Source organism: Mycobacterium paraense (genome assembly GCF_002101815.1).
GTDB lineage: Bacteria > Actinomycetota > Actinomycetes > Mycobacteriales > Mycobacteriaceae > Mycobacterium > Mycobacterium paraense.
The window spans coordinates 13,212-25,197 of sequence record NZ_LQPM01000013.1 but is presented as its reverse complement, the minus strand read 5'-3'; the positions used below and the strand labels follow the sequence as shown (position 1 = coordinate 25,197).

13 protein-coding genes are annotated in these 11,986 nt (G+C 66.2%); 10 read left to right on the top strand and 3 right to left on the bottom strand.

From position 1 onward, the window contains the following. Positions 1-15 precede the first annotated feature (15 nt). The 8 genes from AWB89_RS12100 (at position 16) to AWB89_RS12060 (ending at position 7,451) form a co-directional block, all read left to right on the top strand. Positions 16-573 (top strand): NAD(P)H-dependent oxidoreductase, encoded by a 558-nt coding sequence (locus tag AWB89_RS12100; RefSeq protein WP_193791362.1) that lies wholly within the window; start codon positions 16-18, stop codon positions 571-573. A 519-nt stretch (positions 574-1,092) separates the two neighbouring features. Next, a complete protein-coding gene (locus tag AWB89_RS12090; protein ID WP_085093736.1) occupies positions 1,093-1,332 on the top strand; it encodes a redoxin NrdH in 240 nt (79 codons plus the stop codon). 27 nt (positions 1,333-1,359) lie between these two features. Further along, positions 1,360-1,806, top strand: a complete 447-nt coding sequence (gene nrdI / locus AWB89_RS12085) for a class Ib ribonucleoside-diphosphate reductase assembly flavoprotein NrdI (RefSeq protein ID WP_085093738.1) — start codon at positions 1,360-1,362, stop codon at positions 1,804-1,806. Beyond that, positions 1,776-3,941: a class 1b ribonucleoside-diphosphate reductase subunit alpha gene (gene nrdE, locus AWB89_RS12080; protein ID WP_085173836.1), complete on the top strand. Its 2,166-nt coding sequence runs from the start codon at positions 1,776-1,778 to the stop codon at positions 3,939-3,941. The genes nrdI and nrdE overlap by 31 nt, the downstream gene beginning before the upstream one ends. A gap of 22 nt (positions 3,942-3,963) precedes the next feature. Further along, positions 3,964-4,485, top strand: coding sequence for a hypothetical protein (locus AWB89_RS12075; RefSeq protein WP_085093742.1), 522 nt, complete (start codon positions 3,964-3,966; stop codon positions 4,483-4,485). Positions 4,486-4,534: 49 nt separating this feature from the next. Beyond that, positions 4,535-5,266, top strand: a complete 732-nt coding sequence (locus tag AWB89_RS12070; RefSeq protein ID WP_139830475.1) for a TetR/AcrR family transcriptional regulator — start codon at positions 4,535-4,537, stop codon at positions 5,264-5,266. Positions 5,267-5,392: 126 nt separating this feature from the next. Continuing rightward, complete coding sequence (locus tag AWB89_RS12065; RefSeq protein WP_085174493.1) at positions 5,393-6,934, top strand: flavin-containing monooxygenase; 1,542 nt, start codon at positions 5,393-5,395, stop codon at positions 6,932-6,934. Between the two features lie 58 nt (positions 6,935-6,992). After that, positions 6,993-7,451 carry a universal stress protein gene (locus AWB89_RS12060; RefSeq protein ID WP_085093748.1) on the top strand — a complete coding sequence of 153 codons (459 nt, stop codon included), beginning with the start codon at positions 6,993-6,995 and terminating at the stop codon, positions 7,449-7,451. A 13-nt stretch (positions 7,452-7,464) separates the two neighbouring features. Here AWB89_RS12060 and AWB89_RS12055 read toward each other — a convergent pair whose 3' ends face one another. Genes AWB89_RS12055 through AWB89_RS12045 form a run of 3 tightly spaced genes read right to left on the bottom strand, consistent with a single transcriptional unit; the run spans position 7,465 to position 10,059 of the window. After that, the gene (locus tag AWB89_RS12055) at positions 7,465-8,013 is read right to left on the bottom strand and encodes a TetR/AcrR family transcriptional regulator (protein WP_085173834.1); all 549 of its coding nucleotides are present in this window, start codon (positions 8,011-8,013) and stop codon (positions 7,465-7,467) included. Next, positions 7,997-8,443, bottom strand: a complete 447-nt coding sequence (locus AWB89_RS12050) for an SRPBCC family protein (RefSeq protein ID WP_085173832.1) — start codon at positions 8,441-8,443, stop codon at positions 7,997-7,999. Before AWB89_RS12050 ends, AWB89_RS12055 begins: the two co-directional genes overlap by 17 nt. A 41-nt stretch (positions 8,444-8,484) precedes the next feature. Then, positions 8,485-10,059, bottom strand: coding sequence for a phytoene desaturase family protein (locus AWB89_RS12045; RefSeq protein ID WP_158089822.1), 1,575 nt, complete (start codon positions 10,057-10,059; stop codon positions 8,485-8,487). 93 nt (positions 10,060-10,152) lie between these two features. On the opposite strand from AWB89_RS12045, the gene AWB89_RS12040 reads away from it, so the two are divergent. Together AWB89_RS12040 and nrdF are read left to right on the top strand one after the other, a co-directional pair. Then, positions 10,153-10,755 carry a TetR/AcrR family transcriptional regulator gene (locus AWB89_RS12040; protein WP_139830476.1) on the top strand — a complete coding sequence of 201 codons (603 nt, stop codon included), beginning with the start codon at positions 10,153-10,155 and terminating at the stop codon, positions 10,753-10,755. 112 nt (positions 10,756-10,867) lie between these two features. Next, positions 10,868-11,842 carry a class 1b ribonucleoside-diphosphate reductase subunit beta gene (gene nrdF, locus AWB89_RS12035; protein WP_170929045.1) on the top strand — a complete coding sequence of 325 codons (975 nt, stop codon included), beginning with the start codon at positions 10,868-10,870 and terminating at the stop codon, positions 11,840-11,842. The last annotated feature ends 144 nt before the right edge of the window (positions 11,843-11,986 follow it).

The following is an 11,986-nucleotide window of genomic DNA, read 5'->3' as shown; positions in this document are numbered from 1 at the left end:
GAAGGGAACGAAACAGTGGCAGGGATCAAAGTCTTGGCGTTAGTGGGCAGCCTGCGTGCGGCGTCGATCAACCGTCAGATCGCGGAGCTCGCCGGATCCGTCGCCCCGGACGACGTCACCGTCACGATCTTCGAAGGGCTGCACGAGCTGCCGTTCTACAACGAGGAGATCGATGAGGCGATGAACGCCGACGCCCCGCCGCTGGCCCCGGTGGCCGCGCTGCGCGCCGCCGCGTCCGACGCCGACGCCGCCCTGGTGGTCACGCCGGAGTACAACGGCAGCATCCCGGCGGTCATCAAGAACGCGATCGACTGGCTGTCCCGCCCGTTCGGCGACGGCGCCCTGAAGGGCAAGCCGCTGGCCGTCATCGGAGGCGGCTTCGGACGCTACGGCGGGGTGTGGGCGCACGACGAGACCCGCAAGTCGTTCGGGATCGCCGGCGCCCGGGTGGTCGACTCGATCAAACTCTCGCTGCAGTTCACCAAGCTGGAGGGCAGGGCGCCGGCCGAAGACGCCGAGCTGACCGCCAGCGTGCGCGACGCCGTCGGCAAGCTCGCCGCCGAAGTGGGCTGAATTTAGCGATAACGCACAAGCCGCCCGCCGGCCACCAGCGCCGTTTCGATCACCGGATGGCCGAAGCCGCCAGCTGACGCCGACGGCTTTGCTGGCGGGCCGGTGGGGGCGGCCGCGGAAAGCCGACCGGGCCGGCGTTGTCGGTGGCCGGTGCTATACCGGTTCGCGTGGAGCTCCTCGACCGCGATGTGACCTGCGACACGCCGGGCGTGTGTCGGGCGGAGGGCTTACGACCAGCGAATTTCAAAATTGTTATTCAGAACATCTTGTATCTGGACAACTTGTCGGCCACTAGGTGTAGTGTTTCGAGCACCGGCAGATCCCAGGATCCCCAGGCTGGCCGGGCTTGGGGGACCTCCCCGAATCGGCTCGAAGACGTCGAAGCACGCTGCTCCGACTCAGACGGCCGCAGGACGGGAATTCGGGGCCCTGACGGGCCGCTGAACACAGCGAAGACGTAACACCCCGGTAGTTGCCAGTCCGTAACACGTCCCCACCTTCCGCAAAGGAGCGGCATCCATGACCATCACCGTCTACACCAAGCCGGCATGCGTGCAGTGCAGCGCCACCTTCAAGGCCCTCGACAAGCAGGGCATCGCCTACCAGAAGGTTGACATCACGCTGGACGCGGAGTCGCGGGACTACGTGATGGCGCTGGGTTACCTGCAGGCCCCCGTCGTGGTGGCGGGCAACGACCACTGGTCGGGCTTCCGGCCCGACCGGATCAAGGCGCTCGCGGAGTCGGCGCTCAGCGCGTAGGCAAGGCGTTCAGGTAAGGAGGTTGCGGTGCAGTCGCGCAACCTGGTCTATTTCTCCTCCGTGTCGGAGAACACCCACCGCTTCGTGCAGAAGCTGGGTGTTCCCGCCACGCGGATACCGCTGCACGGGCACATCGAGGTCGATGAGCCGTACGTCCTGATCCTGCCGACCTACGGCGGCGGCCGGGCCACCCCGGATGTCAACGCCGGGGGCTACGTCCCCAAGCAGGTCATCGCGTTTTTGAACAACGAGCACAACCGGTCGTTGATCCGCGGCGTCATCGCCGCGGGCAACAACAACTTCGGGGCCGAATTCGCCTACGCGGGCAACGTCATTTCCCGCAAGTGCGACGTTCCCTACCTGTACCGCTTCGAACTGATGGGGACCCCGGACGACGTGGATGCCGTCCGCGCCGGTCTCGCCGAATTCTGGAAGGAACAGACGTGCCACCAACCGTCACTGCAGAGCCTGTAGCCGCCGGCACGCATGCGTCGCCCGAGGAGACGGACTACCACGCGCTGAACGCGATGCTGAACCTGTACGACGCGGACGGCAGGATTCAGTTCGACAAGGACGTTCTCGCGGCGCGGCAGTACTTCCTGGAGCACGTCAACCAGAACACCGTCTTCTTCCACAATCAGGACGAGAAGCTCGACTACCTGATTCGCGAGAACTATTACGAGCGTGAGGTTCTCGACCAGTATTCGCGCAACTTCGTCAAGGAGCTGCTGGACCGCGCATACGCCAAGAAGTTCCGGTTCCCGACGTTTCTCGGCGCGTTCAAGTACTACACCTCCTACACGCTGAAGACGTTCGACGGGAAGCGCTACCTGGAGCGCTTCGAGGACCGGGTCGTCATGGTCGCCCTGACGCTGGCGTCCGGCGACACCGGCCTGGCCGAGAAGCTGGTCGACGAGATCATCGACGGGCGGTTCCAGCCTGCCACCCCGACGTTCTTGAACTCGGGCAAGAAGCAGCGCGGCGAGCCGGTGAGCTGCTTTCTGCTGCGCATCGAGGACAACATGGAATCGATCGGGCGATCGATCAACTCCGCGCTGCAGCTGTCCAAGCGCGGCGGGGGAGTTGCGTTGCTGCTCTCCAACATTCGCGAGCACGGGGCGCCGATCAAGAACATCGAGAACCAGTCCTCTGGCGTCATCCCGATCATGAAGCTGCTCGAGGATTCCTTCTCCTACGCCAATCAGCTGGGCGCGCGCCAGGGTGCCGGCGCGGTCTACCTGCACGCCCACCACCCCGACATCTACCGCTTCCTGGACACCAAGCGGGAGAACGCCGACGAGAAGATCCGGATCAAGACGCTGAGCCTGGGCGTGGTGATCCCGGACATCACCTTCGAGCTGGCCAAGAAGAACGAGGACATGTACCTGTTCTCGCCGTACGACGTCGAGCGGGTCTACGGACTGCCGTTCGCCGACATCTCGGTCACCGAGAAGTACTACGAGATGGTCGACGACGCGCGCATCCGCAAGACGAAGATCAAGGCGCGCGAGTTCTTCCAGACGCTGGCCGAGCTGCAGTTCGAGTCCGGCTACCCGTACATCATGTTCGAGGACACGGTGAACCGGGCCAACCCCATCGACGGCAAGATCACGCACTCGAACCTGTGCTCGGAGATCCTGCAGGTGTCCACGCCGTCGCTGTTCAACGAGGACCTGTCGTATGCCAAGGTGGGCAAGGACATTTCGTGCAACCTCGGTTCGCTGAACATCGCCAAGACGATGGACTCGCCGGACTTCGCCCAGACGATCGAGGTGGCCATCCGCGCGCTGACCGCGGTGAGCGACCAGACCCACATCACGTCGGTGCCGTCAATCGAGCAGGGCAACAACGATTCCCACGCGATCGGGCTGGGACAGATGAACCTGCACGGCTATCTGGCGCGGGAGGGCATCTTCTACGGGTCCGAGGAAGGCGTCGACTTCACCAACATCTACTTCTACACGGTGCTCTATCACGCGCTGCGGGCCTCGAACCGCATCGCGATCGAACGCGGGACCCACTTCAAGGGTTTCGAGCGCTCCAAGTACGCCTCGGGGGAGTTCTTCGACAAGTACACCGAGCAGGTCTGGGAGCCGGCGACCGACAAGGTGCGTCAGCTGTTCGCCGACGCGGACATTCGCATCCCCACGCAGGACGATTGGAAGCGGCTCAAGGAGTCGGTCCAGGCGAACGGCATCTACAACCAGAACCTGCAGGCGGTGCCGCCGACGGGGTCGATCTCCTACATCAACCACTCGACGAGCTCGATCCACCCCATCGTGTCGAAGGTCGAGATCCGCAAGGAGGGCAAGATCGGGCGGGTCTACTACCCGGCGCCCTACATGACCAACGACAACCTGGAGTACTACCAGGACGCCTACGAGATCGGTTACGAGAAGATCATCGACACCTACGCCGCGGCCACCCAGCACGTGGACCAGGGGCTGAGCCTGACGCTGTTCTTCAAGGACACCGCCACCACCCGCGACGTGAACAAGGCGCAGATCTACGCCTGGCGCAAGGGAATCAAGACGCTGTACTACATCCGCTTGCGGCAGATGGCGCTGGAGGGCACCGAGGTCGAGGGCTGCGTCTCCTGCATGCTGTAGGCGCCCACGACGGGAGCGTCCGGTGACCGCGGTTACCGCCCATCCGATCGTCGATGCCGTGCTGGCGCGCTACGAGGACGCGCTGGGGCCGGACCTTCCCGTCTACCGCAATCACGTCTATCGGGGACTGAGCTATCACCAGGCGCTGTTCGGTGCCCCCCTGCCCGACTGGGCCGCGCTCGCGTGGGCGGTGCACGACCTGGGCATCTGGACCGCGGGCACCTTCGACTACCTGGAGCCCTCGGCCGACCTCGCGTCCAGCCTGGCCGGCGAGTTCGGCATCGCCGAAATCGGTGACGCGCGAACGATGATCGCCGAACATCACAGGCTGCGCGCCGTCGGCGACCCGATGGTCGAGGCGTTCCGCATCGCGGACCGGATCGACGTCAGCCGCGGCCTGCTCAGCGGGCCCCTGCGGCGCTCCGTCGTCCAGGCGGTGGTGGCCGAGCTGCCGTACCTGGGATTTCACGCGTTCCTGGCGCGGGGCCTGCTTGGCTACGCGGCCACCCACCCGCGCCGGCCGTTTCCGATGCTGCGCTGGTGAGGGCCAAGTCTGCCCAGGTCAGCGGCTCCTACGCGGTATGGTGCTTGATGTGGTGAGAATTCCCCGACCGCCGCACCCCAGCGTGAAGCCCGGGGTCAAGGTCGACGCGCGCAGCGAACGGTGGCGCGAACACCGCAAGAAGGTGCGCGGCGAAATCGTCGAGGCGGCGTTCCGCGCCATCGACCGCCTGGGGCCCGATTTGAGCGTGCGGGAGATCGCCGAGGAGGCCGGCACCGCCAAGCCGAAGATCTACCGGCACTTCCACGACAAGTCCGACCTGTTCCAGGCGATCGGGGAGCGCCTGCGCGACATGCTGTGGGGCGCGATCTTTCCGTCGATCGACCTGAAGACCGACTCGGCGCGCGAGGTGATCCACCGCGCGGTCGAGGAGTACGTCGTGCTGGTCGACAAGCACCCGAACGTGCTGCGGGTCTTCATTCAGGGCCGGTCGGCGGCGAGCCCGCAGATCCTCGAGGAGGGCCGCGGCATCACCCTGGCCGTGGCCGACATGTTCGACAACGAACTGCGCGAGATGGAGCTGGACCACGCGGCGATCGAGCTGGCCGGGCACGCGGCCTTCGGCTCGGCCGCCTCGGCCACCGAATGGTGGCTGGGCCCCGACGCCGACAGCCCGCGGCGCATGCCGCGCGAGCAATTCGTCGCCCACCTGACGACGATCATGATGGGCGTCCTGGTCGGCACGGCCGAGGCGCTCGGCATCTCGTTGGACCCGGATCAGCCGATTCACAGCGTGGTGCCCAGCAACCCCGCCGCGAGCTAAGGCCCGCTGGAGACCTCTGCCACGTTGACATCGCCGCGGCGATCGTCAACACTCGTGCCATCCGATACCCTGGGTACTGGGTATTTGCGGAGCTAACAGGAAGACCGATCCACCGTGACCGATGCCATGACGTACGCCGAAGCCACCCAGTCGCGCGAACCGGTGCACACCCGCGCCCTGATCATCGGGACCGGCTTTTCCGGTCTCGGCATGGCGATCGCGCTGCAAAAGCAGGGCTTCAGTGGGCAAGACTTCGTCATCCTGGAGAAGGCCGACGACATCGGGGGCACCTGGCGAGACAACAGCTACCCCGGCTGCGCCTGCGACATCCCGTCGCACCTGTACTCGTTTTCGTTCGAACCCAAGCCGGACTGGAAGAACCCGTTCTCGTATCAGCCCGAGATCTGGGACTACCTCAAGGGCGTCACCGACAAATACGGGCTGCGCCGCTACATCGTGTTCAACTCCCTGGTCGATCGCGGCCACTGGGACGACGACGAGAACCGCTGGCACGTGTTCACCGCCGACGGCCGCGAATACGTCGCCCAGTTCCTCATCTCCGGCGCGGGCGCGCTGCACATCCCGTCGTTCCCCGACATCGAGGGCCGCGACGAATTCGCCGGCCCCGCTTTCCATTCCGCGGAGTGGGACCACAGCGTCGACCTGACCGGCAAGCGCGTGGCGATCATCGGCACCGGCGCCAGCGCGATCCAGATCGTGCCCGAGATCGTCGGGCAGGTCGCCGAGCTGCAGCTCTACCAGCGCACCCCGCCGTGGGTGGTGCCGCGCTCCAACCCGGACCTTCCGCTGGCGCTGCGCCGGGCCATGGAGAACGTGCCGGGGCTGCGCGCGCTGACGCGGCTGGGGATCTACTGGGCCCAGGAGGCGCTGGCCTTCGGCATGACCAAGCGGCCGAACGCGCTGAAGTTCATCGAGGCCTACTGCAAATACAACATCCGCCGCTCGGTGAAGGACCGCGAGCTGCGCCGCAAGCTGACGCCGCACTACCGCATCGGGTGCAAGCGAATCCTGAACTCCTCCACCTATTACGGCGCGGTCGCGGACCCCAAGACCCAGCTGATCACCGAGGGCATCAGCCGCATCACGTCCGACGGGATCGTCACCGCCGACGGCCGGGAACACAAGGCCGATGTGATCGTCTACGCCACCGGCTTCCACGTCACCGACTCCTACACCTACGTCCAGATCAAGGGGCGGCACGGGGAGGACCTGGTCGACCGCTGGAACCGCGAGGGCATCGGCGCGCATCGCGGCATCACCATCGCCGACGTGCCCAACCTGTTCTTCCTGCTGGGTCCCAACACCGGGCTCGGGCACAACTCCGTGGTGTTCATGATCGAATCGCAGATCCGCTACGTCGCCGACGCGATCAAGACGTGCGACAAGATGGGCGCGCAGGCGCTGGCGCCCACCCGGGAGGCGCAGGACCGGTTCAATGACCAACTGCAACAAAGGCTTTCGCAGTCGGTGTGGAACACCGGCGGCTGCGCCAGCTGGTACCTCGACGAGCACGGCAAGAACACCGTGCTGTGGGGCGGCTACACCTGGCAGTACTGGCGGGCGACCCGCGCGGTCAAGCCCGAGGAGTACCAGTTCTTCGGGGTACGCGGTCGACGCGGTCAGAAGGAGCTGAGCCCCGCCGGGTAGGCATTTCCCGAGTTCGGGCTCCCTAAGCCGTCGCGTCGGGTTTTACACTGGGAGGGCAATGAGCGCCTATCAGACCGTGGTGGTCGGCACCGATGGCTCGGATTCGTCGCTGCGCGCGGTGGAGCGCGCAGCCGCGATCGCCGCGGAGCACGGCGCGAAATTGATCGTGGCGACCGCGCATCTCCCCGTCCCGGTGGAAAAGGGCCGCTACGCCATCCCGCCGGGGAGCGATCACGGTCAGGACTACCGGACGGTGGGCGAGGCCCCGTTCTACGCGATCCTGCAGAACGCCAGGGAGCGGGCGCACCAGGCCGGGGCCAGGGACGTGGAGGAGAAGCCGATCGTCGGCCCACCCATCAATGCGCTGGTGCAGCTCGCCGAGGAGATCCGTGCCGACCTGCTCGTCGTCGGCAACGTCGGGCTCAGCAGCGTCGCCGGGCGGCTGCTGGGATCGGTCCCCTCCGAAGTCTCCCGCCGGGCCAAGACCGACGTGCTGATCGTCTACACCACCGGCTGAGGCCCCGACGAAGTCAGACGTGCCCGCGGAGCAGCTCCACGAAGGCGGCCGCGGCCGCGTCCACGCCGGCCTCGTCCTCGGTGGCCACCAGGTCCAGCAGCAGGCCGCGGGTGACGGCGAGCCCGAGCCTGGCCATCGCGCCGTCGTAGGGGACGCCGGCGGCGGCCGACTCCACCTCGCGCAGCCAGCCGTCGACGGCGCCGGGAACCATCCGCGTGAACGGCTTTTCGCCCTGGGCCGCGCGCGAATAGCACTCGAAGAACAGCCGTTCCAGCCGGCGCAGTTCGGGGCGACGCAAGTCGGCCCACATCGCGGCGAAGCCGTCGGCCGGATCCGCCGGCAGGCCGGGAACGAGGGCCATCTGGCGGCGCTCGGCCTCCTCGACGATCGCGATCAGCAGGTCTTCGCGAGAACCGAAGTGGTGCAACAGCATCCGGTGGCTGGTGCCGACGGCTTCGGCGACGTCGCGCAGCGAACGGTTGCCGATGCCGTTCGCGGCGAACTCATCGAACAGCGCATCCAGTAGTTGGCGGCGGCGTTCGGTGTCAGGCGTGCGGGCCATTGGCGCGGCTGAGCTGCTCCGACCGGGCCTTGAGGCCTTGGGCCTCCATGGCGAGGAAGCGCTTGGTCCGCTTGACCATCAGCTGCGCGACGAGCGCGCCGAGGACGCCCCGTTGATCGAGTTCCTGGCGCACCAGGGTCCGGCCGCCCGGCAGGGCGGTGACGTAGTGGCGGGCGGTCACCCGCACGCCGGGGGAGCGGTGCACCCACGTCCAGGAGGTGCCGGGTTCGATCTCGGAGACCCGCCACACCAGCTTCTGCAGGCCGGGTTGCTTGATCGCGAACCGCTTGCCGGCGGCCAGGGTGGATCCGTCCTGCCCGGTCAGCGACGTCACCGACGCCGTCCACTCGGGCCAGCGTTCGACGTCGCTGAAGACGTCCCACACGAGCTGGGGCGGCGCGTCGATCTCGATACTGTCCTCGTTAAACATGTACCAAATGGTACATAGAACGCCGGGCGCTGCCTAGGGGTCTAGGCGACGCGGGCGTTGAGGTGCTTGAGGGCCGCCTCGGCCCCGTTCCACCCGGGGATGCCGGTGACCCCGGGGCCCGGGTGGGTGCACTGCCCGCACAGGAAGAGCCCGTCGACCGGCGTGGCGAACTTGTCGGCGCCCTCGACGACGCGGCCCGTCCACAGCTGGTTGGGCTGCAGCAGGCCGTGCGAGTAGTCGCCGGCGTGCGCGCTGAAGGTGCTGCCGAAGTAGCGGTTGGAGAACACCACGCGGTTGGTGACGGAGTCGGCGAACCCGGGCGCGAACGTGTCGAAGATGTTCACGCAGGTGTCCGCGTATTGCTCCTTCCAGCTTCGGTTTTCGTCGGCGTCCAGGCCGGTGGGGAAGTAGGGCGTGAAAATCGTTGCGCTGTGCTTGCCCTCGGGCGCCAGCGACGAATCGACCATGCTGGGGATGTACAGATACGTGGGCGGCGCATCGGGCAGCTGGCCCTTGCGGTATTGCTCCCAGGCGTCGCTGATGTACTCCGGCGACGGCGCGTAGGCGACGGTGGGACACCATTGGCCGTTGTCGTGCATGAAGGGCTGCAGCCGCTCGATCCATTGCGGCGCTTGGTCAATCGTCAGGTGGGCCTGGATGTAGCCGAGGTTGAAGTTGATTTCCTTGACCTTGCGGATGTAGTCGGGCGGAAAGTTCTGCGCGCCGGCCAGATTCACGAACGTGGTGTAGGGGTCGAGCGACGAGAGCACCGCGTCGGCCGAAATCGTGGTGCCGTCGCGCAGTTGGACGCCGGTGGCTCGCCCGTCGGCGACCAGGACCTGCTTCACGTGCTGCTTCAGCTGCACCTCGGCGCCCAACGCCTGGGCGCGCCGGCACAGCGCGGCGCTCAGGGCGCCGATGCCGCCGCGCGGCATGATGTATTCGACGTTGCCGCCGCCGATCAGGTAGTGGTACAGCGTCGAGGCATTCGAGCCCGGGGTCCAGGGCCCGCCGTCGAAGGCGTCGATCGACATCGCCGCCAGCGAGCCCTGGATGCAGCGGGCCTGGTCGGGCGCCAGGAAGCGCCGGACCGTGTCCATCGTGCTGCCGTACCACATCTGGGCGAAATCGTGGCGGTCCCCCGGGGTGGGCTGGGCGGCGATCACCTCGATGATGTCCAGCGGCGGGCCAAAGGCCGACTCGACGAAATACGGTGCGAATCGCCCGATGTGGGCGAAGAGGCCGCCGAGGGCCGCCGCGGTGTCGGCGCCGTGGTCGTCGAGCAGGTGGCGAGCCATGCGTTCCAGGTCGTTGTACATCACGAACGGCGTGTCGGCGGCGTCGCCGAACGTGCAGGTGGACGTCCACTGATCCATCAGCTCGAAGCCCCACTTGGTGAGCTCGAGGCGTTCGGTCATCTCCTGGCGCCAGATCAGTACCGCCCAGGCGCCGACGCTGTGCTTGTACCCGTCGAAGAGCTCGCGGGTGGCGGCCATTCCGCCGAGGAAGTTAGCCCGTTCCAGGACAAGGACTTTCGCGCCGCCCTTGGCCAGGACGTTCGCGGCGACCAGGCCGTTGTGGCCCGCGCCGATGATGATCGCGTCGTAGTCCGCCATGGCGACTCCTTCGGTGTGGGTCCCGGACAGAAGGCACAATGTCACATCTGACATATCTACGTCAATGCTGACATTTCGTGGCATGCTGGCACGGTGGAATCTCGTAGACAGCGCACGCGTCAGGCGCTACTGCAGGCGGCGATGAAGCGCTTCGTCGCCGACGGCGTGCACCAAACCAGCGTTTCCGATATCGCCGCCGACGTCGGGGTGACCGAGCGAACGTTCTATCGGCACTTCCCCTCGAAGCACGCGGTGATCTTCGCCGACTACGACATCGGCTTCGAATGGTTCGCCCGCGCGTTGGCGCTGCGCCCGCACGGGGAGCCCATCACGGCGTCGGTGCGAAAAGCCATGGACGCCTTCCCCTTTGACTTCGCGATGGTCCGCGAAGCGGCCACCATCCGGTCGCGCGATCTCGACCAGGAGATCATCGCCAGCCACGTCCGGCGCATGCGCGATCAGGTCGCCGACGAGATCGCCCGCTTCATCCATGAACGTTCCGCGCCCACCGCCGAAGGCGCGATGATCGCCGACGTCGCGGCCCACAGCCTGGCGACCGCGGTGTTCGTGGCATTGGAAGCGTGGATGGCCAAAGGCGAGCACGACATCGACGACCTGGGTCGCCTGACCGACATCGCGCTGAGCGCCCTGGAGGACGGCCTCACCGACACGTTGCGCAGGGCCGGGCTGGATTGACGCTGCGACACGGCAAACACAACGTGTTGTGTTGCCGCGGGTTGTCGTACCCCAGGGGTAGTGTTTGTGGCCTAGACATCCGAGCAAAACAGCCTGGTGAAGTGGGGTTCTGGTGACCGAAAACATGAAGCTGATCGACCGGACCTCGGCGATCAACTGGAACCGGCTGCAAGACGACAAGGACGCCGAGGTCTGGGACCGGCTGACGGGAAATTTCTGGCTGCCCGAAAAGGTCCCGGTGTCCAACGACCTCCCGTCCTGGGGAACGCTGACCGCCGGCGAGAAGCAGCTGACGATGCGGGTGTTCACCGGTCTGACGCTGCTGGACACCATCCAGGGCACGGTCGGGGCGGTCAGCCTGATCCCCGACGCGCTGACCCCGCACGAGCAGGCCGTCTACACCAACATCGCGTTCATGGAGTCGGTGCACGCCAAGAGCTACAGCTCGATCTTCTCCACGCTGTGCTCGACGGCCGAGATCGACGACGCCTTCCGCTGGTCGGAGGAGAACCCCAACCTGCAGCGCAAGGCCGAGATCGTCATGCAGTACTACCGCGGCGACGAGCCGCTGAAGCGCAAGGTGGCCTCCACGCTGCTGGAGAGCTTCCTGTTCTACTCCGGGTTCTACCTGCCGATGTACTGGTCGAGCCGGGCCAAGCTGACCAACACCGCCGACATGATCCGGCTGATCATCCGCGACGAGGCCGTGCACGGCTACTACATCGGCTACAAGTTCCAGCGCGGCCTGGCGCTGGTCGACGAGGCCAAGCGCGCCGAGCTGAAGGACTACACCTACGAGCTGCTCTTCGAGCTCTACGACAACGAGGTGGAGTACACCCAGGACCTCTACGACGAGGTCGGGCTGACCGAGGACGTCAAGAAGTTCCTGCGCTACAACGCCAACAAGGCGCTGATGAACCTCGGCTACGAGGCGCTGTTCCCGCGCGACGAGACCGACGTCAACCCGGCGATCCTGTCGGCGCTGTCGCCCAACGCCGACGAGAACCACGACTTCTTCTCCGGGTCGGGGTCGAGCTACGTCATCGGCAAGGCCGTGGTCACCGAGGACGAGGACTGGGACTTCTAAAGCGGTCGTCGGCGAATCGGCGACCGAGCAATCCAACTGCGCGGCCAGAGCCGCCTCAGCCGTCCACAGGGTTAAAGTTCAGTAAATCGCGGTAAAACCAAACTTTCACCCTCGTTTCTCTGGTCTACTCATGATGTCGGGCCT